The following is a 21110-nucleotide window of genomic DNA, read 5'->3' on the forward strand; positions in this document are numbered from 1 at the left end:
GCCCCCGGAACCGCGAGGAGAATTTCTGTACGGCCGTGTGAAACGGCCGTCCGTGAGGGAGAATGCCGTATGGATCGTGCTTCCGCGGTGCCGCTCGCGGAGTTGCTGGACGAGCGCCGCTATCTGCTGGACGTGGCCTGCTGGATGCTGGGCAGTGCCGGCGCGGCGGAGCGTGTGGTCGACGAGACGTACCGCCGGTGGTACGGGCTGCCGGAAGCGGCGCGGGGCCGTATCGAGGTGCCCCGGTCCTGGCTGGCGAAGACCGCGGGCGGTATCTGTCTCGGCCGGCTCACCGGATCCGGCCGGCTGGACACCCCTGGCACCGCGGGCTCGGCGGACGGGCTTCGGAACGCCGGACGTCCCGCGGCCACGCTCCTCGCCGACCGGGCGGCTCACGGCGTTCGCGTCCAACGCCCGCGGCCCGTCACGGCGTACCAGCACGATGTCCTCGCCCGAGCGGTCCGTGAGGCCTGTGCGGCGCAGGACGCCGGCCTGCTCGTGTCGCTCCTCGCCCCGGACGCCACGGCGCTCTTCGACGGCGGCGGCAAGGTCCGTGCACTGGCCAGGCCCGTGCACGGCAGCCGGCAGGTCGCGGCGAGCCTGCTGGCCCTCCTCGCCCTGCGCCCGCGCACCACGCTCACCGCCCACTCGGTCAACGGCCGCACGGGCCTGGTGGCCCGTTACGACCACCAGGTCGCCGCCGTCATCAGCCTCACCGTCGCCGACCGGCGGATCACGTGCGTCTTGATCGTCCTCAACCCCGACAAGCTCCGCCCCTGGAACCGCCCGCCCGGATCCCCCGGCTAAGGGCTGTCCCGTAATCCCCGGCGGGCGCACGACGACAGCTACGGCACTCCCCCGAGCTCTTCGAGCAGGGGGGACCCCCACGCCGCGTTGTCGGATCGCCCGAATACACCCAGCATGAGGACGACCCTCCGCCTTGCGATGCACCGCATCTGACGCCGCGCGCTGATCCACCGGGGATTACGGGACAGCCCTTAGGGCGCGTTGTGGCAGGAGGGTGGGTCAACGCGGAACGACGGCCGGCTCCGACCCTCCGCCGTCCCGTGGGGTCTCAGGCCGACGCCCCGACGACCAGCGCGACGCTGACCACGACCATCACCGCGGTGATGAGAGCCATCGCGGCCAGCGTTCCCCTGAGCCACCGCCCGAAGCGGACGTGGTGCTGCTTCTCCACCGCGCTGATGCTGTCGGCGATGTGCTCGGTCACCATCCGGGCGACGTGCTTCTGCTCCTCGACGTACCACTCCTCGATGTCGGTCCTCTGCTGCCGGGACAGGCCGGGTACGCGTGCGGTGAAATCCGCCGCGCGCTGGTGGGCCGCGCGCAGATGGGACTCCCGGTACAGGAAGTTCTCGATGTCGTTCAGGCCGCGCGCGGCCTCCTCACTCGCGTCCAAGGTGCCCTCCAGAGGAGTAGACGCTTCCCTGCCGCCGGGCACCGGCCGCACGATCCGGCCCGCTCAGGTGACCGTGTGCCCCGTTCACCTGGCCGTGCGCCCGGTCTCTCACCCGGCTCCTCCGCCGGAGCGTCGCGGCTCGCCACTCGCGAGGAACGCGTCCCGTGGGTGCTGGACGGAGGCGAGGGAGACGAGATCGCGGCCGAACAGCGCGGCGGTGAGCCAGACGGCGAGCACGCGGACCTTCCGCTCCCAGGTGGGCACGGCCAGGACGTGGTATCCGCGGTGCATCAGCCAGGCGGGAAGACCCTTGATGACGATGCTCTTGTACTGGAAGATTCCGCGTCCCAGACCCAGTGTCGCCACCACCCCCAGACTGCTGTGGCGGTAGTCCCGGACCCTGCCTCCGTGCAGGTCGGCCGCGATGTTCTTCGCGAGGCGCCTGCCCTGCCGCACGGCGTGCTGCGCGTTCGGCACCGTGTGCGCCCCCGGTACCGGCGAGGCCAGGTCCGGGACGGCCGCGTCGTCTCCCGCCGCCCACACGCCCGGCACGGGTTCGTCGGCGGTGCCCACCCGAAGGTCGGGGCGGACCACCACCAGACCCCGCTCGTCGACCGGCAGATCCGTGTGGTTGTGCACGACCGGGTTCGAGGCGTTGCCCGCGGTCCAGACGATCAGCGCCGAATCGAACTCCTCGCCGCTGGACAGCACGACGTGCCCGTCATCGGCGGACACGAGCTGCGTGTTCAGATGGACGTGCGCGCCACGGCGTTCCAGGTCGCGCACGACCCACGCGCCGGGCTTGTCGCCCACCTCGGGCAGGATGCGCCCCCGGGCCTCGACCAGGTGGAATGAGAGATCCTCGAAGCTCAGTTCCGGATACGACCTGAGCATCGCGGTCGCCAGCGACAGCAGCTCGCCGAAGCCCTCGACCCCGGAGAACCCGCCACCCACGAAGGTGACAGTGAGCAGTTTGCGCCGCTCGGCCCCGGGCGGCGTCGACGCCGCCTGGTCGAACGCGGTCATCAGCCGGTCGCGAATGGCGACGGCCTCCTCGACGTGCTTCAGGCCGATCGCCTGCTGTGCCAGGCCGGGTATGGGGAAGGTACGGGTCACGGCGCCGGCGGTGACCACGAGGGTGTCGTACCGGAGTTCGTGCTCGGTTCCGTCGGCGGACCGGACGGTGACCGTCCGGTCCGCGTTGCTGATCCCGGTCACGCTCCCCGCGATCAGCCGGGTGCCGCGCAGATGCCGCCGCAACGACACGGCGGCGTGCCGCGCCTCGACCGATCCGGCCGTCACCTCCGGAAGGAACGGCTGGTACGTCATATAGGGACGCGGGTCGACGACCGTCACCCGCGCCTCACCCGTACGCAGGGCCTTCTCCAGGCCCCACGCGGTGTAGAAGCCCGCGTATCCGCCACCGACGATCACAATCTCGCGCATGATTCCCTCTGTCCGTTGTTCGACATCGGAATAGACCGGGTGGGACGGGGTGGTGTGACACCCGCGGCAGCGGTAACGAGACAGGGGGCGCGTCGTGGTCCGGGGCCCACGCATCGTGGTCCGGGGCCCACGGGCCGCCGGCGAACGCAAACCCTACATACTGTAGGGTTTGCGTCATCATGAGTTCGTCATGAGCCTCTTACGTCTCGGGGGACCCCTGTGAAGGAACGTGACGCCGATCGGACGGCGACGGGTGACGGCTCCTTCGAGCGGGTCCTGGACCGGGCTCTGCACTCCCCCGAGATCATGGCAGCGATGGAGCACTCCGGCGCCGCGGACACGCGCGAGCGCCTGCGCGGCGAGGCACTGAAGGCACGCGCCACCCTCTCGCGGACCGCTGCCGCCGAGTACGGCCGCTACCTCGGACTGCGGGCCCCGACCGGCCGCCCGCCGCTCACGGATCGACCTGACGGTCCCTCAGAAACCGTCGTGTGTACGGAGGAGAGCTCCGCCTCCGTGTCCGCGCTGCTCCTGCCCAGCCTCGGTGTCGTCGCCGCCGGCGTCTACGTCCTGAGCGGGTTCGACCTGCACGCCCTGGACGTACGCCCCCATCTCAACGACGGCCTGATCATGGTGGTGGTGATCCTGGCCGCCGTGACGGCGGGGGCGGCGCTGGGTGATCTGGTCTGGTCGCTGGCGACCCGCCGCCGTCCCGCGCCGGAAGACCGTGAACCCGGTGACGCCGAGGCGAGACAGGCCCACCTGGACTGGCAACAGGCCCTTCTGGAGCGGGGGTTGCTCCCCTTCCTGCTCGGACGCCTGGACGGGCCGGAGCCGGTCCGGTCCTCCAGGACGGAACGGCCGAGCCGGTCCGAGCGGGCCATCACACCGGGCAGCGCGAAGAAGTAGCCGCCCGAACGCGGTCGAGGCGGTCGAAGCAGCCGAGCGGCGGCTCGTCGATCACGCTTCGATTCTTACCGCTCCCTTACCCCGCGACACCGCGCGGACCAGGCATTCTTACCGTGCGGGCCCTGTCGGCGGCCGGCCGTCAGGATCTCCGACGCCGATCCTCACCTTGGACACAACTCACCTTTCCTTACGGGATGTAGGGTTTCCCCGCTCTGCGATTCCCAGGAAACGCACAGGTTCGCCCGGCCCGTCCCCACGGCTCTCTTCCCACCCCCTCTTCCCAAGGTGATGCTGCACCGTGTCTGCACAACAGCCAGCGCTCGTCCCCGGACAGCGGAACTCGACATCGCGGCGGACCGCTCCCGCCGAAGGGTCCGCCGGCGCCGCGGGGCCACGACTGCGACTGCGGGCCGCCGCCGCCACCGTCTGGTATCTGCGGCTGCTCGCGCTGCTCAACCTGGTGGCCGTCGTCTCGCTGCCCTTCCGCGAAGAGGTGCACGAGCACAACGCGGGTCAGTTCTTCACTCCGTACCTCGCCACCGCCGGGTTGATCTCGGCAGCCCTGGCGCTGTTCCTCGCCCTGGTGATGAGGCGCCGCAAGCGGGCCGCGTGGATCTTCAACATGCTGCTGGCGGGACCGCTCTTCGGGCTGTACGCACTGGCCCTGACCCAGGCCCCGTACCGGCGCCACGGTTTCAACTGGTTCTCCACTCTGTTCACCGGACTGTTCGTGCTCGCGCTGCTGGTCGGGCGCACGGAGTTCCGGGCCGTCGGGGACCGCTCCAACCCCCGGCTGGCGCTGGCCGTCGGCGCCGGCGGCGTCCTCGTGAGCGGGACCCTCGGGACCCTGCTGGTGAGCGCCACCAACAAGGTGTCCGGGGCGCCGCTGAGCGACCGGATCGCGTACACCCTGCTGCGCGGGGTCAGCGTCGGCCCGCTCGCCGACCGCCTCGACTCCGTCGTCGCGCCCCGCTGGGTGGACGTCCTCGTCAACGTCCTGATCGCCGCCACCTTCCTGCTCGTTCTCTACGCGTGCTTCCGCGCCCCTCGCGGCAGTGAACTCCTCGGCGAGGACGACGAGAAGCGTCTGCGCGCGCTCCTGGCCAAGCACGGCGAGCGGGACTCGCTGGGCTACTTCTCGCTGCGCCGCGACAAGGCCGTCATGTGGTCGCCGAGCGGCAAGGCGGCGATCGCCTACCGCGTGGTCGGCGGAGTGACCCTGGCCTCGGGCGACCCGATCGGTGACCCGGAGGCCTGGCCCGGCGCGATCGAGGAGTGGCTGCGCGAGGCCCGTCGGCACGCGTGGACACCGGCCGTGATGGGCGCCGGTGAGGAGGCCGGCACCATCTACGCCCGGCACGGCCTCGACGCCCTCGAACTCGGCGACGAAGCCATCGTGGAGCGGGCGGAGTTCACCCTCGAAGGACGCGCGATGCGCGGAGTTCGTCAGGCGCACAACCGGATTCGCCGGGCCGGGTACACCGTCCGCGTCCGCCGCCACGCGGACATTCCCGAGGCCGAGATGGCCACTCTGATCGACAAGGCGGACCACTGGCGGGACGGCGAGACCGAACGCGGCTTCTCCATGGCGCTGGGACGGCTCGGCGACCCGGGCGACGGCCGCTGCGTCATGCTGGAGTGCCACGACAGCCGGGCCGAGCCCCGGGCGGTTCTGAGCTTCGTGCCCTGGGGCGAGAAGGGGCTGTCGCTCGACCTGATGCGCCGCGACCGGGACTCCGAGAACGGGCTGATGGAGTTCATGGTCATCGAACTCCTGCTGCGTGCACAGGAGTTCGGGGTGCAGCGGCTGTCGCTGAACTTCGCCATGTTCCGGGCGGTCTTCGACCGGGGTTCCCGACTCGGCGCCGGGCCCGTGCTCCGGCTGTGGTGCACCATGCTGACCTTCCTCTCCCGCTGGTGGCAGCTCGAGTCCCTCTACCGGGCCAACGCCAAGTACCGGCCGGTCTGGGAGCCGCGCTACCTGCTGTTCGAGAAGAGCAGTGACCTGCCCCGCATCGGGATCGCCACAGCCCGCGCGGAGGGCTTCCTCACCACGCCCGCGCTGCCCGCCCTCGGCCGTCGCGGACACCTGCGGACACCGGGGGGAAGGACCCGACCGCCCCACGACGGTGCGCCGTCGAGCCCGGCGTCCGGTTCCCCGTCCGGTTCGTAGTCCACTCCGTCGTCCGGTTCGTAGTCCACTCCGTCGTCCGCCGGGTGGCGCGACGTGCCCGGTGGGCACGGGACCGCCCGTGGGCTCCCGTGCCGGCCGGGCATCCGTCGCCACGTCCCGGTCACCGGGCGTTCACGTCTCCCGGCGACGATGCGGCCGACCGCCCGAGCCCGCTCCGGAGGAATCGACCACCCCATGAAACGCATCACGGCCGCCCCCGCCCTGGTCCTCGCGCTCACCGCCCTCCTCTCCTCCGCCCTCCCGGCGGCAGCGACGGGAGGACCGGCCGGTTCGTACGGGACGAAGACGCCCTACGCCCCGCAGCAGGACGCCCGTTCGTATCAGCGGGCGCCGAAGGGCTTCGCCCCGGTGTTCACGGAGAACGTGTCCCGGCACGGCTCCCGCGCGGCGACCAGCGGAGAGGACGCGGAGTTGATCCTGCGGCTGTGGGACGAGGCCGCGAACGAGGGTGAACTCACGCGTGCCGGTGAGAAGTTCGGCCCCCAGGTACGCTCCCTGACCGCCGCGATGGAGAAGGTCGGCTACGGCAGTCTCAGCGGCCGGGGTCAGCGGGAGATCCAGGGCGCCGCGGTCCGTATGGAGCGGCGGCTGCCCGGACTGTTCGCGCGGATCGCCCGGGACGGCGAACCGATCGACGTCGTCAGTTCGGGCCAGGGCCGCGCCGTCGACAGCGGCCGGCTGTTCGCCTCCGCCCTCACCGACGCCGACCCCGCGCTCGGCCCCCTGATCGGCCCGGCGCGGGCCGATGCCGACCTCCTGTACTTCCACAAGTCAGCGGGGGGCGCCGCCTATCGTGACTACATAGCCAACGACCAGCGACTGGCTACCACGCTCAGGAACATCACCGAACAGCCCGCCACCCGTCGCGCGGCCCGCGGCATCCTGAAGAAGATCTTCACCCCGGCCTTCGTCCGGCGGATCACGGCGGGCGAGTTCTCCTCGATCGGCTCCGAAGTCGACGCGGCACAGGCGGTCTACAACCTGTACAGCATCGCCCCGGCCATGAGCGACGAGGGCGACTGGCACCTGGAGCGCTACCTCGCCCCGCGCGACGCCGCCTGGTTCGCCTATCTCGGCGACGCCGAGGACTTCTACGAGAAGGGGCCCGGCTTCGCGGACAGCGACATCACGTACAAGATGGCGGACGTCCTGCTCGACGACTTCTTCGAGAAGGTCGAGGCCAAGCGCGCGGGAACCAGCGACCTGGGCGCGGAGCTGCGCTTCACCCACGCCGAGGAGATCATCCCGCTCGCCGCGCTGATGCGGCTGCCGGGCAGCACCGAGCCGGTGACGGAGAGCCGTCCCTACACCTACGCGGACAACTCCTGGCGGGGCGGGTCGGTCGCTCCGATGGCCGCGAACATCCAGTGGGACGTGTTCCGCAAGGGGAACACCTATCTGGTGCGGATGCTCTACAACGAGAAGGAGACCGCCTTCAAGCGTGGCTGTGAGCCCGTGCGGAAGGGCAGCTCGTTCTACGACCTGGACGAACTGGAACGCTGCTTCGACCGCGGGGTGTCGTGACCCCTGCCTCCGTCCAGGTGACCTGGGAACTTCTCCGCCCGCATGGTCAGTTCTGACGAGACCGGCCCGGCGCGCGAGCGTCGGGCCGGTTCGGAACGACGAGTGCGATCAGTGAAGGAGCCACAGCGGCATGGTGTTCAAGAGGCTGCTCGGGGCGATGGGCGCAGGCGGCCCCTCGGTGGACACGGTTCTCGACGGCGGCGCGGTGGCGCCCGGCGGAATCCTGTCGGGACAGGTCCATCTCCAAGGCGGCGGCGCGGACATGGAGATCGAGCACATCGGGCTCGATCTGATCGCCCGGGTCGAGGCGGAGCACGAGGACGGGGAGAGTGAAGGCGCCGTCGTCTTCGAGCGGTTCACCGTCGGCGGCGGTTTCCGCCTGGCCGAGGAGGAGCGGCGCAGCATCCCGTTCAGTGTGCAGCTGCCGTGGGAGACGCCGGTCAGTGAGTTGTACGGGCAGCCGCTGGGCATCGTGCTCGGGGTGCGGACCGAGCTCGCCGTGGCCGGCGCGAGGGACAAGGGAGACCTCGATCCGCTCACCGTCCGGCCGCTGCCGGTCCAGGAAGCGGTTCTGGAGGCGCTGGGACAGCTGGGGTTCGGCTTCCGCTCGGCCGACCTCGAGTACGGCCACATCGGGGGCACGGGGCAGCGGTTGCCCTTCTACCAGGAGATCGAGCTGGCCCCGGCGCCGCGGTACGCGCACGCGGTGAACGAGATCGAGCTGACCTTCCTCGCCACGCCGGCCGGCATGGAGGTCGTGCTGGAGGCCGACAAGCGCGGTGGTCTGTTCGAGTCCGGGCACGACGCCCTCACCCGTTTCACGGTGAGCCACCAGGACGCGCACACGCTCGACTGGAACAGCGAAGTCGACGGCTGGATCCGGGAGTTGGTCGAGCACCGGGCGTCCTACGGCTCGCACGCCTCGTACGGCCACGACGATCCGTACGCCGCCGGGAACACGTACGGGCACGCGCCCGGCCACGGCGGCCACGAGGGCGGTCACTCCGGGCCCGGCGTGGGGACCGCGATCGCGGCCGGCGCGGCGGGACTCGCGGTGGGTGTGGTGGGCGGCCTGGTCGCGGCCGAACTCGTCGACGAGGTGGGCGACTTCTTCGAGGGTGACGAGGACGAGGAGGGCGAGGAGGACTGAGTCACGAGCGGTGTCCGTACCGGGCGGCCGTGCGCGCCGACCCGGTACGGACACCGGGGGTGTCAGTGCGCGGAGCCCGGAACGTCGGCCGCCGTGAGCGGGGTGGAACCGGATGAGGGCTGGACGCAGTGAACCCGCGGGACATGCTGGACCGTCGCGGCACCTTTCAGGCGCCGAAGGCGCGCAGTCGCTCCGCGCCCTGGGCGGGCAGCCCGGACCGGTCTGCTCGTTCGGCCCGGTCGGCCCGGTCCGTCAGTTGTCCGACCATGAGGCGTACGACGGCCACCACGTCCGGGTCGTCGACCAAGTAGACCTGGCGCCGGCCCTCGCGCCGGGAGCGTACGAGGCCGGCGAGCTTCAGCTTGGTGAGGTGCTGGCTCACCGCGGGCAACGCCCCGCCGACCCGCTCGGCGAGTCCGGTCACGTCGCTCTCGCCCTGCGCGAGCGCCCACACGATGTGCAGCCGTGCCGACGACGCGAGCAGCCCGAAGGCCGCGGCCGCCTCCGCCAGCACTTCGGCGGACGGATCGTCGAAGCCGCCGACCTCTGTCGCCACCGTGTTTCCTCCCCCTCGCCGGGATCGTCTCGCGCGAACCGCCCCGGCCGCCATGTGAACCGCCCCAGTCTAGGGAGCCCGGCCGGCAGCGGAGGCGGGACGGGGCCCGACCGGGCCGGGACGGACGCGAACGGAGTCCTGACGGCCGGACGCCGACTGTCAGTGCCGTGGTGCACACTCGCGATCAGTTGCCGAACGTCCGGGGAGGACGCCGTGTTCACGGGGATCGACGAGGTCGACTGGGCCTCGATGGAGCATGCCTACGGATGCGCGGAGGAGGTACCGCGCCTGCTGCGGGGACTGGCCTCGCCCAGCCCCCAGGAGCGTGAGAGAGCGCTCGACGGAATGTACGGCGCCGTGCACCACCAGGGCGATGTGTACGACTCGACACTCGCGTGCGTCCCCTTCCTGCTCGCGCTCGTCACGCGGCCGGAACTCCCCGACCGGAGCGGCATCGTGGAACTGCTCGTCAGTATCGGCGGAGGCGCGACCCTCGACGAACAGCCGCCTGAGGACGCGGATCCCGCCGGGGAGCGACCGCTCGAAGGGGCGGATCCCGCCGACGACAACCACGCCATGGCCCGGACCGCGGTACGGGCGGGTGCCGCGGTCTTCGCCGGGCTGGCCGGGGACCGGGACCCGGAGGTGCGCCGGTCGGCGGCGACGGCCGTGACGCTCTTCCTCGACGAACCCGAGCGGGTGCTCGGGCTGTTGACGGGGCGGCTCGACGAGGAAGAGGAGGAGCGCGTCCGCCCGGCCCTCGCCGAGGCCCTCGGCCTCTTCGCGCGCCTGCGTCCGGCGGCCGGCGCCGCGGCGGTGGACCGTCTGGTCGCGCTCGGCGCCGCACCGCACGACCCGGGGCTTCGCCTCGCCGCGCTCGGCCAACTCGCCGGCTGCGCCCCGGATCGCCTGCCCGCCGACCTCGTGCCCACCGTGGTCGCCCTCCTCAGGGCGAGATCCCGGTGGCCCCGGGTCACGGACCTGCCCGAGCGGCCCGATACCGACACACTCATCGGTCAGTTGAGACGCCTGCGCCCGGCCGACGAGGAAGGCGCACAGCTCCTGCGGACGCTGCACACCGCGCTCGGCGGGCGGACGGCCGACCGGATCGCTCTGCTCAGGGGGCAGTTGACCAGCGACGCGGCCGCCGACCGGTGCAACGCCGTGTGGATGTCGGCGGGGCTCTTCTCCGAATGGCGCGGGTCGTACGAGGAGCCGGTGGCCCTGATCGGCGAGCAACTCGGCACGGACGATGCGCGGTTGCGCGACGCCGCCGTCTCGGTCCTGGAGGGTCTCTTCGCACTGGCCCGGCCGGCCGCCGACCGCCTCGCCGACCTGGTGGCCGCCGGTCCCGAGCACTCGATACGCCAGTGGGAGCGCGGGGCACCGACGTTGGGCGGACCGCTCAGGGCGCTGGCCAGAGCCGGGGACCGGCGAGCGGTACCCGCGCTCGCCGACGTGCTGGACGGACCGGTCGTGCCGCACGACTCCGGCTACGCGATCACGTACCTGGGCGCGGCGGCGGAGCCGCTCGGCCCGCTGCTGCGCGCGCGGCTCGGCGAGGTGCCCGTCGACGCGCCGGACGCGTACGACCGTGCCTCGCCGCTGCTGTACGCGCTCGGCGGGCTGCGGTACGCCGACGCGCTGCCGGAGGTGCTGCGGCTGTTGCACGGACTGCCGGCCGGACTACGCGGCCGGGACTGGCTGGTGCAGGCGGCCACGCGGACCGTCGGGGCATTCGGACCGGCGGCGCGGGAGGCGATACCGGTGCTGCGTGAGCTGCTTGACGGCGCGTACGCGGTGCGGGCGGCGGCCGCGCTCTGGTCGGTCGAGGGGGACGCCGGGGCCGTACTGCCGGCGCTGCTGCGGGAGTTGACGCGAGGGGAACATGCCCGCGCGAGCGCCGAAGCGCTGGGGCTGCTGGGTGCCTCGGCGGGCGCCGCGCTGCCCGACCTGCGTCGCATGGCCGCGTCGAGGGACGTGTGGGAACGGACGGCGGCCGCGGGGGCGCTGTGGGACATCGCCGGGAATCCGGATCCGGTTCTCACGGCGCTCCGTTCGGCCTGGGAACAGAACGTGCACACGCGTGGCACGCTGGCCGCGTGTCTGGGCCGAATGGGTGCCGCGGGTACACCCGCCCACGATCTGCTCCGTACGGAACTCGCCGCACCGCGACGGCACCGGGCGCGGTCCGCCGGGCACGGCAGCCACGACATCGTCGAGGACGAACAACTGCTGCGCGCCTGCCGGGCCGCCCTGGACGACGCTCGTGATCAATACACCTAGGGCGTGTTGCGAAAGTCCCGTCGTCCGCCCGGGGTGCGTGGCGGGGCGGGCGGGGTTCTCGCAGCACGCCCTAGGAGGACATCCGCCTCAGCCCGTCTTCCGCCCCCACAGTGGTCCGATCCGCTGCCACTCCTCGTCCCACTGCTCCATGCGGCGCCTTTCCATTCGCCCGCGCACGAGCCGCCCGCCCATGAACGGCACCCCCGCGGCGCTCACCCCCATCAGGATCCCGACCAGCGAGGCGCGCAGCCGGGCCTGGGAGGGCGAGGCGGGCCTGGTGACCAGCCGGCCGTCGTCGTCCGTCCACACGGTGACCGGGGTGCCCGCGTGACTGCCGACGGAGACCCGTGCCTGGCCGGCACGCGGCGAACCATCCGCCGCGGTCCAGCGGACCTTCGCCCAGACCATGTCGGCGCCGGTCGCCGACGCGGTCGACTTCGGCACGTCGTCGGCGAGCAGTGCCAGGACGGAGTGCCACTCGGCGCGCTGCCGGGCGAGGCCGTGCTCCACGGACTGCGTCGCCAGCAGGCCGGCGAGCACTCCGCCGAGCACGGTGAGTGCTCCGGCGACGAGCACGATCCAGGCCTCGAGGGCGTCACTGCGACGCCGCAGCGGATTGCGCCGCCATCTCCACAGCCACACGTTCGGAACCTTCGGACCACGGAATGCCGCCATCAACGGCGTCCTCCTCACGACCGCACGGACATGTCACGTCGCCCTCCCATACGGGCTCGGTCCCTCCGATGCTCACAACGAGCCCGTCGACACGTCCGTTCCGGCGCTCCCGTCACCGTCCGCTCTCCGTCCTCCGCCCCCGCCCCCGCCCTCCGCGGAGGGACCGTCGACGGACACCGCCGACCGACACGTGCCGTCATCCACTCCCGTGATGTCGTGATGTCGGCGAGGTGTGCTCGGTGATGGCCTCGAAGAGGAAGAGGCCCTGATCCACCAGGTCCTCCCTCGAGACGTCCAGGACTCCGCTGAACCAGCTCAGCGACATCTCGCCGATCGCCCCCACGACGGCCACGGACAGGGCGGCCGTGTCGATACGGGGGTCGAGAGGCCGCTCCCTCAGGAGGGAGTCCACGAGGCCGCTCATCCGCCGCAGGCCCAGACGCCGTTCGCGCGCCGTGACAGGGCCGGCACCCAGGGATTCGGTGAGTTTGACGCGCCCTTTTTCCGGGTCCTCCAGGGGAAGGCCGACGACGATGTCGATCATGTTCCGTGCCCGGTCGCGCAGCGGCTGGTCCGTGCGGATCGCCTCGGCACACCGGGCGATCTGCTCCTCGTAGATCTCCCGCACGAGTGCTGCCATGAGGTCGTCGAGGGACGAGAAGCTCTCCGCGAAATACCTGTCCTTCAGGCCGGCGTGGCGGAGCACCGCGCTGATGGAGGTGTGGGCGTATCCCCGGCCGGCGAAGAGTTCGAGGCCGCTTTCCATCAGGCGTCGCCGGCGGAGCGAAGCGCGCTGCTCCGCCGTTGCTCCGCCATATGTCCTCACGATGGGCCACCTCTCCTGAGGCGCTGTTCTGTGCGCACGTGCGTTGCCGCGCACGGGTCCGGTCGGCCCTCATCGGGGCTGCATACGAAGTTCTCCACCCTGTTTCTACCCATCTGGTGACGTTCTACCCCAGATGGGTGTAACGTCGCTTATATTCATCAATGAACCAGGAAGGCGCTCTTCACGAGGTGGATGTCCGCCGCAAGGAGCGTCCCAGTCGTCGCCCGTCCGCAGGTTCGACGCGCCGGGCGAGGACATGAAGGGCCAGGCCGGTATCAGGGCCTGTGTACCACGCTGAGCAGCGCGGTCCCGAGGCCATGCCGAGGGAAGAGTTCACCATGGATCCCCACCATCTGTTCATCGGCGGACACTGGGTGCGCGCATCCGGCGACCGCGTCATCGACGCCGTGTCCGCGAGTACCGGCGATCAGCTCGGCGCCGTACCGGACGGCTCCCAGGTCGACATCGACCGAGCGGTCGGAGCCGCGCGTGCCGCGTTCGACGACCCGTCCGGCTGGGCCTCTTGGGGCACCGAACGCCGCGCGGCCGCCATGATCCGTCTGGCGGACGCGCTCGATGCCAGGAGCGGGGCGACGTCCGACGCCGTCAGCGCGCAGAACGGCATGCCGATCACTGTCGCCCGGTCCTTCGAAGGCGTGGTGCCGTCAGCCCTGTTGCGCTATTACGCGGGCCTTGCCGACGAGACGGCGACGGAGGAACTCCGTACCGGGATGCCCCGTGGCACCACCTTGGTCCGCCGGGAACCCACGGGCGTCGTGGCCGCCGTCATGACCTGGAACTTCCCCCAGACCATCGCCTTCTTCAAGGTGGCCCCGGCCCTGGCGGCCGGTTGTGTGCTCGTCCTCAAGCCGGCGCCGGAGACGGTCCTCGACTCGGTGCTGCTGGCTCAGGCCGTCGAGGAGGCGGACATCCCCGACGGCGTGATCAACATCGTTCCCGGCGGCCGTGACACCGGCGCGTATCTGGTCTCCCACCCTGGCGTCGACCAGGTGTCGTTCACCGGCTCGACCAGAGCGGGCCGCCAAGTGGCCGCCGCCTGCGCCGAGTTGCTGCGGCCGGTGACCCTGGAACTGGGAGGCAGGTCCGCCGCCGTCGTCCTCGACGACGCCGACCTCGCCGCGGACCCCGAGCAGTTCTTCATGGCCAGCCTGCTGAACAACGGTCAGACCTGTTATGCGAGTTCCAGGATCCTGGCCCCCCGCGGCAGGTACGGCGAGGTGGTCGAGTTCTGCACGGCGATGGCGCGTGACGCCGTCGTCGGTGACGCGCTCGACCCTCGAACCCGGATCGGCCCGCTCGTCAGCTCACACCAGCGAGAACGTGTGCTGGGCTACGTCAGGACCGGCCTGGACGAAGGTGCCCGGCTCACCACCGGAGGCGGCCGGCCGCCCGGCCTCGACCGGGGCTGGTTCGTCGAACCGACCGTATTCGCCGACGTCGACAACTCATGGACCGTCGCGCAGGAGGAGATCTTCGGCCCGGTCCTCACCATCACGCCCTACGACGGCGAGGACGAGGCCGTGCGCCTGGCGAACGAGTCGGCCTACGGCCTGGCCGGAACCGTCTGGACCACCGACGTGGACCGTGGTGCCCGAGTGGCCCGCCGAATCCGGACCGGCACCGTCGGCCTCAACGGCTATCTGCCCGACCTGACCTCGCCCTACGGAGGCAGGAAGGCCAGTGGCCTCGGCAGCGAACTGGGGCCCGAGGGGCTTCAGGCCTACCAGCAACTCCAGTCGATCTACCATCCCTGATCCGACGGCCGGCCCACGGCGCCCGCTCCGGGTGGGTCCGGGGGCCGCGGCCGGGCGATGGAGCCATCATGACTTCCACCGGAACCGAAGGCTTCGACTACGTCGTCGTGGGCGCCGGCAGTGCCGGTTGCGTGCTCGCGGACCGCCTGAGCCGCGACGACCGTGTCCGCGTGCTGCTCCTCGAAGCGGGCGGCCCCGACACCGACGAACTCATCCACGCCCCGGCCGCGCTCGGAATGCTCTTCGGATCGCACGCCGACTGGAGCTACCGGACGGTCGGGCAGGCCACGCGGGGCCGCACCTTCTCCTGGCCGCGCGGCAAAGTACTGGGCGGCTCGTCGTCCACCAACGTGATGATCTACATCCGGGGCAACCGGCACGACTATGACGGCTGGCGGGACGAGCACGGGGCGAAGGGCTGGGGCTACGACGACGTCCTGCCGTATTTCATGAGGTCCGAGTCGAACAGCCGCCTCGGTCGGCCTTACCACGGATCGGACGGACCCCTGCACGTCGAGGACCGCGTCTACACCCACGACCTCTCACGGGCCTGGCTGAACGCCGCCGTGAAGTGGGGACTGGACCCCAACGACGACTTCGCGGGTGCGTCCCCCGTCGGCGCCGGCCCGTACCAGGTGACATGCCGTCACGGACGGCGGTGCTCGGCGGCCGACGCCTATCTGCGCCCCGCCCTCGGCCGACCCAATCTCACGGTACGCGTCGACGCCCTGGCGACAGGGATCACATGCGTCGGCTCACGCGCGACGGGTGTCACCTATCTCCTGGACGGTCAGGAGCGGGTGGCCAACGCCGACATGGAGACGCTGCTCTGTGGCGGAGCCGTCAACTCCCCCCAGCTGCTGCTCCTGTCGGGCATGGGCGATCCCGGCGAGCTGCGCGACGCGGGAATGGACGTCTGCGTTCCGCTTCCCGGGGTCGGACGGAATCTGCAGGACCATTTGATGGCCCCCCTCGTATGGGAGACCCGGAACTCCACCGACATCGCCCGGGACCTCCTCACCCCGGAGAATCTCGAACGATGGCGCGCCCACGGCGACGGGCCCTTCGCCTCCAACTACGGCGAGGTCGGCGCGTTCCTCAACGTGACGGACGGCGACAGCCGCCCCGACGTCCAACTGACCGGAGGCGCCACGGCACTCATCCTCAGCGGTGAGGTGGTACCGGACCGGCCGGTGTTCACGATGAACTGCGCCGGCCTGAACCCCCGGACCCGCGGCACCGTCCGCCTCGCGTCCGCCGATCCACAGGCCCCTCCGCTGATCGATCCCCGGTACTTCGACGAGCCGACGGATGTGAAGGTCATGGTCGCTGGACTCAGATCGGTCATGGGCATCGCCCACTGCGCACCGTTCGCCGAACACCTGGCACGGTCCTATCTGCCCGCCACGGGCGACCCGGCCTCCCTCGTCTCCCCGGACTCCCCGGACTCCCTGGACGACGCGGCTCTCGAAGAACATGTCCGCAGGTGGAGTGCCACGTCCTATCACCCGGTGGGGACCTGCGCCATGGGAACCGGAGAGGACTCCGTCGTCGGTCCGGACCTGGAGGTCCACGGGGTCGAGCGACTCCGTGTCGTCGACGCCTCGGTCATGCCCACCGTCCCCAGCGGAAACACCAACGCACCCACGATCATGATCGCCGAGAGGGCGGCTGACCTGATCCGGGAGCGGTCACGCTGACGTCGAAGGGGCGGAACCCCTGGCGCGAGGCGGGTACCCGCCTCGCGCAACGGGTCCGTGGCCTACGGCAGTTGCCAGTCCACCGGTTGGGCGCCCTGCCGCACCAGCAGGTCGTTGGCCCTGCTGAACGGCCGCGAACCGAAGAAGCCCCGGTCGGCCGACATCGGGGACGGGTGCGCGGACTCGATCGCCGGAAGATCCCCCAGCAACGGGCGGAGATTGCGCGCGTCACGCCCCCACAGGATCGACACCAGTGGCTTACCGCGCGCGGCGAGCGCCCGGATGGCCTGCTCCGTGACCTCCTCCCAGCCCTTGCCCCGGTGCGCGGCGGGCTGTCGCGGGGCCGTCGTCAGCGCCCTGTTGAGCAACAGCACGCCCTGCTGCGTCCACGGCGTCAGGTCGCCGTTCGACGGCCTGGGCAGCCCGAGGTCGGAGTGCATCTCCCGGAAGATGTTCTCCAGACTGCCGGGCAACGAACGGACCTCGGGCGAGACCGCGAAGCTCAACCCGATCGCCATGCCCGGCGTGGGATAGGGATCCTGACCCACGATCAGGACGCGCACGTCGTCGAAGGGCTGCTGGAAGGCCCTCAGGACGTTCGCCCCGGACGGCAGGTAGGTCCGGCCCGCCGCTATCTCGGCCCGGAGGAAGTCCCCCATGGCCGCGACGCCTCCGGCCACCGGCTCGAGAGCCTTCGCCCAGCCCGCTTCGACAAGTTCATACAAAGGTCGTGGTGCCACGGTGCGTCACTCTACTGGTACATGCAGGCGCCCTGCATACACACGGAAGCCTGCCGGACCAGCGCAGTTGACCCTCGTCCCGGCCGCCCCGGGGCACAGCACAGGCATGTCCGGCATTACTGATCATTTCTTATCCACGCGTAACTCATCCGACAAAAGCGGACGGATACCGCTCACCTGCACCCTCCCCGAACAGGGGAGCCCAGGAAACCAGTAACATGCGGCGCCATGAGCTCCCCCACTGGGCCCGCGTCCGGCCTGCCAGTACGAATGCCGCGACCCCGCCAGCCCGGGCGGCACCGCCGTCCGGAGCCCCTGGCGGCTCCCGAGGGCGCGCCCGCGCTCGTCCTCGCGGTGCCGGGCACCTCCAGCGCGGCCACGCGCAGCCTCGCCGAGGAGGTCGTGAGCATCGCGCGCTCCGAGCTGCCCGGCCTCGACGCACGCATCGGGTACCTCGACGGGGACGACGCCGAGTTCCCCACGCTGCAGTCCGTGCTCGCGCGCGCCGCCGAGGAGCGCACCGCCCGTTTCGAGCAGGCCCGTGCCGCCGGTTCCGACGTGTCACAGCCCGACGGCCCCGTCGCCGTCGTGGTGCCGCTGCTCGCCGGTCCGGACAACGCGCTGCTGCGCCGGATCCGCCAGGCCGTCATGGACAGCCGTGTCGCGGCCGACCTGACCGATGCCCTCGGTCCCCACCCACTGCTCGCGGAAGCGCTGCACGTGCGCCTGTCCGAGGCGGGTCTGGCACGCGCCGACCGCGCCCGGCTGTTCACTGTGGCCACCGCCGCCGACGGCATCATCCTCGCCTCCGTGGGCGGCGAGGAGGCCGTACAGGCCGCCGGTATCACCGGCATGCTGCTCGCCGCGCGCCTCGCCGTGCCGGTGATGGCGGCGGCGCTCGACGAGGAGGGCGCGATCGCGGCCACCGCCGAGCAGCTGCGCGGCTCCGGCTCCCAGCAGCTGGCGCTCGCGCCGTACCTGATCGGCCCGGAGGTCGACGCCGGCCTGCTGGACGAGGCCGCCAAGGAGGCGGGCTGCTCCGCCGCGGAGGCGCTCGGCCCGTACCCGGCGATCGGCAAGCTCGCGCTGGCCAAGTACACCGCGGCGCTGGGCATCGCCCCCCAGCAGCCGCAGGGAGCGCCGGTCCGCTGACCGGCCCCGTACCACCTCTCGCACTCCGAAGGGCCCGTTCCTGACCCCAGGAACGGGCCCTTCTCCCGTCGCCCGCACGGACAGCCGCCCGCGTCCTCGCCCCCGGTCAAGCGGGTCCCCGCGGGCGGCCGTACGGCCGGTGGCCCGCTCAGCCGAAGACCACGCAGGACGCCGCCGGAACCGGCACCGAGCCGCCCCGCCGCGGCACCCCCGTGTCCGGGTCGACGCCGAACCAGGTCACGTCGCCCGACCGCTCGTTGGCGACGTAGAGGAAGCGTCCCGAGGGGTCGACGGCCAGGGCGCGCGGCCAGACGCCCCCACAGGGCACCGTGGCGACCAGTCGCAGCCCCTCGCCCATCGCGTCGGGCGTCAGGACGGAGACGACGTCCTGCCCCCGCGTGGCCGTCCACACGAAGCGGCCGTCGGGCGACACCACGATGCCCGAGGGGTACGCGTCGCCGTCCGGAACACCAGGGAGCACCGGCGTCTCACCGACGGGCCGCAGCGAGCCCTCCAGGGCGTTCCAACGGCACACGGTGACGGTGGGCGCGAGCTCGTTGAGCACGTACGCGTGTTCGCCCCGGGGGTGGAAGGCGAGATGGCGGGGTCCGGAGCCGGGGCGCAGCGCGATCTCGCGGTGCAGCGCGAGCCTGCCGCCCTCCAGCGTGCACACCCGCACCGAGTCCGTACCGAGGTCGACGCTCACCGCCCAGCGCCCGCTCGGGTCGGACTGCACCTGATGGGCGTGCGGGTCCTTCTGGCGCCGGGTGTGCGGTCCGGAACCGGTGTGCTGGAGCACGCTCGTGGCGGCGCCGGCCAGCGTGCCGTCGGCGCGGACGGGCACGGCGGTGACGCTGCCGGAGCCGTAGTTGGCGGTGAGGACGTGTCCGGCGAAGACACTGAGGTGCGTGGGGCCGCTGCCGCCGACCGGCACCAGGGGCCCGGCGGGCTCCGGCTTGTCGCCGCCGACGCGGTACGCGGCCACCGCGCCGTCGGCCGTCTCGCTGACCGCGTAGAGCATGTCGCGGGTGGGCGAGAGAGCGAGGTACGAGGGATCGGGCACCCCGTCCACCGTGCTCAGGAGGGTCAGCGCACCGCTGTCGCGGTCCACGGCGGCGGTGAGGACTCCCGCGCCCCCCGCCGCCGTGAACGAGCCGATGAACGCCCGGTGTTCCCGCCTGCCGCCGTCTGCCACTGCCGACCCCTCTCGGTCCCCGCGTTGCTCGGGGCCGACGGTAGCAGCCGGCGGCCTGCGGTCTAGACCAGGACCTCCCCACCGTCGCCGCGCGCCCGTTCGTGCGCCTCGGGGTGGTGCACGTACGCGGGTCGCTGCTCCACCGTTTCGTAGGTGCGGTGGAAGACGGGTGTGGCGCTGCCGGAGATGGGCGGCACGATCCACGACCAGTCGGCGCCGACGCGACGGCCCTTGCGCTCCTCACGGCCGAGATGGGTGAGGAAGTGCCGGGACTCGGTGTGGTGGTCGGTGACGGTGACGCCCGCGCGGTCGAACGAGTACAGGACCGAGCGGTTGAGTTCGACGAGCGTCCGGTCCTTCCACAGAGAGCGGTCGGTGCGGGTGTCGAGGCCCAGGCGTTCGGCGAGGAACGGGAGCAGGTCGTAGCGGTCGGCGTCGGCGAGGTTGCGGGCGCCTATCTCGGTGCCCATGTACCAGCCGTTGAAGGGGGCCGTCGGGTAGCAGATGCCGCCGATCTCCAGGCACATGTTGGCCAGCGCGGGCACGGCGTGCCAGCGCAGTCCGAGCGAGCGCCACCAGGTGTACTCGGGGTGTTCCAGCGGTACTTCGAGCACCGCGTCGTCCGGCAGCGTGTACCAGCGGGGCCCCTCGCCGGCGCCCTGGACCACCAGGGGCAGGACGTCGAAGGGGGTGCCCGGACCGCCGGGCCAGCCAAGCCGCCGGGCGAGCGCGGTGAGCCCGGCGTTGCGCGGGTCGCCGGTCACGCTCCCGTCGGGGCGTGCGTAACCGGCGTACCGGATGAGCTGTTCGTTCCAGATCCGCGGGCCGGGGCGGCCCGGCTCGTCCGGCGCGAAGACCGTGATGAGCGCTCGGATGCGGCCGTCGCGGGTGGCCTCCCGCAGGTGGTCCGCGGAGGCGTCGGCGACGTCCTGCGCCGTCCGCACCTCCCTGCGGTCGCGGACCCGCAGCGAATGCCAGTACAGGCGCCCGATGCACCGGTTGGCGTTGCGCCAGGCGACACGTGCGCCGAAGACCAGTTCCTCGGTGGTGTGGCGGTACGTGCCGGTCCCGGCGATCTCCGCCCGTGCGGCGGCGATGCGGCGGGACGGGTCGCCGAGACGCTGCTCGGTGTGATGGAGGGTGAGGAACTCGGCGGCGGCGCGGAGCAGCTCGTACGCCGTCCGCCGCGGACTCGTGAGGGTCCGTTCCGTCGCGCCGGGTGTCCCGGGGCCGGTCCACGGCACGGTGCCGGGAGCCTCGGGGCCGGTCCACGGCGCGGTTCGGTCCGGGCGGGACGCCTGCCCGGGGCAGGAGCGCGCCTCGGCTGCCGGGCCTCCGGCCGGCCGGCCCTGGCGGTCCGGTACGGGCACCGGCACCGGGGCGGAGACCGGGATCGCGGCCGGCACCTGAGCCGTGACAGCCGGGTCCGGGCGGGTTTGAGGCTCCGTGCCGGCCCGCGCGCGGGCCGGACGGGCCTCCGCACGCTCCGTCCACTGACCGCCCGGAAGCTGCTCCCGGGGGCCGGGGCCGTCCAGGAGCTGATCCCGGTGGCTGCCGGAGAG

Annotated in this window: 17 protein-coding genes; 9 read left to right on the forward strand and 8 right to left on the reverse strand. The window is 71.9% G+C overall.

Features of this window, described 5'->3' with window-relative positions:
* Positions 1-69: 69 nt before the first annotated feature.
* A complete protein-coding gene (locus HEP85_RS05840; RefSeq protein WP_369657618.1) occupies positions 70-807 on the forward strand; it encodes an RNA polymerase subunit sigma in 738 nt (245 codons plus the stop codon).
* A 268-nt stretch (positions 808-1075) separates the two neighbouring features.
* Here the strand turns inward: HEP85_RS05840 and HEP85_RS05845 are convergent, their stop codons facing one another.
* On the reverse strand, positions 1076-1420 hold the full coding sequence (locus tag HEP85_RS05845; RefSeq protein ID WP_168526790.1) for a hypothetical protein: 345 nt from the start codon (positions 1418-1420) through the stop codon (positions 1076-1078).
* A gap of 108 nt (positions 1421-1528) precedes the next feature.
* Positions 1529-2866: an NAD(P)/FAD-dependent oxidoreductase gene (locus tag HEP85_RS05850; protein ID WP_168526792.1), complete on the reverse strand. Its 1338-nt coding sequence runs from the start codon at positions 2864-2866 to the stop codon at positions 1529-1531.
* A gap of 219 nt (positions 2867-3085) precedes the next feature.
* Between HEP85_RS05850 and HEP85_RS05855 the strand changes: the two genes are divergently transcribed.
* The 4 genes from HEP85_RS05855 (at position 3086) to HEP85_RS05870 (ending at position 8643) form a co-directional block, all read left to right on the forward strand.
* Positions 3086-3775 carry a hypothetical protein gene (locus tag HEP85_RS05855; protein WP_168526794.1) on the forward strand — a complete coding sequence of 230 codons (690 nt, stop codon included), beginning with the start codon at positions 3086-3088 and terminating at the stop codon, positions 3773-3775.
* A gap of 397 nt (positions 3776-4172) precedes the next feature.
* Entirely contained in the window at positions 4173-5948 is a 1776-nt protein-coding gene (locus HEP85_RS05860; RefSeq protein ID WP_248002458.1) for a phosphatidylglycerol lysyltransferase domain-containing protein, read from the forward strand.
* 195 nt (positions 5949-6143) lie between these two features.
* Positions 6144-7493, forward strand: coding sequence for a histidine-type phosphatase (locus HEP85_RS05865; RefSeq protein WP_168526797.1), 1350 nt, complete (start codon positions 6144-6146; stop codon positions 7491-7493).
* A gap of 130 nt (positions 7494-7623) precedes the next feature.
* Complete coding sequence (locus HEP85_RS05870; RefSeq protein ID WP_168526800.1) at positions 7624-8643, forward strand: sporulation protein; 1020 nt, start codon at positions 7624-7626, stop codon at positions 8641-8643.
* A 166-nt stretch (positions 8644-8809) separates the two neighbouring features.
* On the opposite strand, the gene HEP85_RS05875 is transcribed toward HEP85_RS05870, so the two are convergent.
* Positions 8810-9199, reverse strand: coding sequence for a metalloregulator ArsR/SmtB family transcription factor (locus tag HEP85_RS05875; protein WP_168526801.1), 390 nt, complete (start codon positions 9197-9199; stop codon positions 8810-8812).
* A 213-nt stretch (positions 9200-9412) separates the two neighbouring features.
* Here HEP85_RS05875 and HEP85_RS05880 point away from each other — a divergent pair, with 213 nt between their 5' ends.
* Positions 9413-11485: a HEAT repeat domain-containing protein gene (locus HEP85_RS05880; RefSeq protein ID WP_369657619.1), complete on the forward strand. Its 2073-nt coding sequence runs from the start codon at positions 9413-9415 to the stop codon at positions 11483-11485.
* 87 nt (positions 11486-11572) lie between these two features.
* Here the strand turns inward: HEP85_RS05880 and HEP85_RS05885 are convergent, their stop codons facing one another.
* Both HEP85_RS05885 and HEP85_RS05890 read right to left on the reverse strand, forming a co-directional pair.
* The gene (locus tag HEP85_RS05885; RefSeq protein ID WP_168526803.1) at positions 11573-12160 is read right to left on the reverse strand and encodes a hypothetical protein; all 588 of its coding nucleotides are present in this window, start codon (positions 12158-12160) and stop codon (positions 11573-11575) included.
* A gap of 196 nt (positions 12161-12356) precedes the next feature.
* Positions 12357-12986 carry a TetR/AcrR family transcriptional regulator gene (locus HEP85_RS05890; protein WP_369657620.1) on the reverse strand — a complete coding sequence of 210 codons (630 nt, stop codon included), beginning with the start codon at positions 12984-12986 and terminating at the stop codon, positions 12357-12359.
* A 338-nt stretch (positions 12987-13324) separates the two neighbouring features.
* Between HEP85_RS05890 and HEP85_RS05895 the strand changes: the two genes are divergently transcribed.
* Complete coding sequence (locus tag HEP85_RS05895; RefSeq protein ID WP_168526806.1) at positions 13325-14761, forward strand: aldehyde dehydrogenase; 1437 nt, start codon at positions 13325-13327, stop codon at positions 14759-14761.
* Positions 14762-14829: 68 nt separating this feature from the next.
* Entirely contained in the window at positions 14830-16461 is a 1632-nt protein-coding gene (locus tag HEP85_RS05900) for a GMC family oxidoreductase (protein ID WP_168526808.1), read from the forward strand.
* A gap of 62 nt (positions 16462-16523) precedes the next feature.
* Here HEP85_RS05900 and HEP85_RS05905 read toward each other — a convergent pair whose 3' ends face one another.
* Entirely contained in the window at positions 16524-17201 is a 678-nt protein-coding gene (locus HEP85_RS05905; RefSeq protein ID WP_168526811.1) for a uracil-DNA glycosylase, read from the reverse strand.
* Between the two features lie 228 nt (positions 17202-17429).
* Here HEP85_RS05905 and HEP85_RS05910 point away from each other — a divergent pair, with 228 nt between their 5' ends.
* Positions 17430-18353: a hypothetical protein gene (locus tag HEP85_RS05910; RefSeq protein ID WP_329285724.1), complete on the forward strand. Its 924-nt coding sequence runs from the start codon at positions 17430-17432 to the stop codon at positions 18351-18353.
* A 148-nt stretch (positions 18354-18501) separates the two neighbouring features.
* Here the strand turns inward: HEP85_RS05910 and HEP85_RS05915 are convergent, their stop codons facing one another.
* Complete coding sequence (locus tag HEP85_RS05915) at positions 18502-19548, reverse strand: lactonase family protein (RefSeq protein ID WP_168526813.1); 1047 nt, start codon at positions 19546-19548, stop codon at positions 18502-18504.
* Between the two features lie 62 nt (positions 19549-19610).
* Positions 19611-20717 carry a nitric oxide synthase oxygenase gene (locus HEP85_RS05920; RefSeq protein WP_248002459.1) on the reverse strand — a complete coding sequence of 369 codons (1107 nt, stop codon included), beginning with the start codon at positions 20715-20717 and terminating at the stop codon, positions 19611-19613.
* Between the last annotated feature and the right edge of the window lie 393 nt (positions 20718-21110).

This window comes from Streptomyces sp. RPA4-2 (assembly GCF_012273515.2).
GTDB classification, from domain to species: domain Bacteria; phylum Actinomycetota; class Actinomycetes; order Streptomycetales; family Streptomycetaceae; genus Streptomyces; species Streptomyces kaempferi.

Coding starts and splice junctions, on each gene's coding strand:
- HEP85_RS05840 (WP_369657618.1), top strand. CDS start 70: ATGGATCGTGCTTCCGCGGTGCCGCTCGCGGAGTTGCTGGACGAGCGC.
- HEP85_RS05850 (WP_168526792.1), bottom strand. CDS start 2,866: ATGCGCGAGATTGTGATCGTCGGTGGCGGATACGCGGGCTTCTACACC.
- HEP85_RS05865 (WP_168526797.1), top strand. CDS start 6,144: ATGAAACGCATCACGGCCGCCCCCGCCCTGGTCCTCGCGCTCACCGCC.
- HEP85_RS05870 (WP_168526800.1), top strand. CDS start 7,624: ATGGTGTTCAAGAGGCTGCTCGGGGCGATGGGCGCAGGCGGCCCCTCG.
- HEP85_RS05885 (WP_168526803.1), bottom strand. CDS start 12,160: ATGGCGGCATTCCGTGGTCCGAAGGTTCCGAACGTGTGGCTGTGGAGA.
- HEP85_RS05895 (WP_168526806.1), top strand. CDS start 13,325: ATGGATCCCCACCATCTGTTCATCGGCGGACACTGGGTGCGCGCATCC.
- HEP85_RS05900 (WP_168526808.1), top strand. CDS start 14,830: ATGACTTCCACCGGAACCGAAGGCTTCGACTACGTCGTCGTGGGCGCC.
- HEP85_RS05910 (WP_329285724.1), top strand. CDS start 17,430: ATGAGCTCCCCCACTGGGCCCGCGTCCGGCCTGCCAGTACGAATGCCG.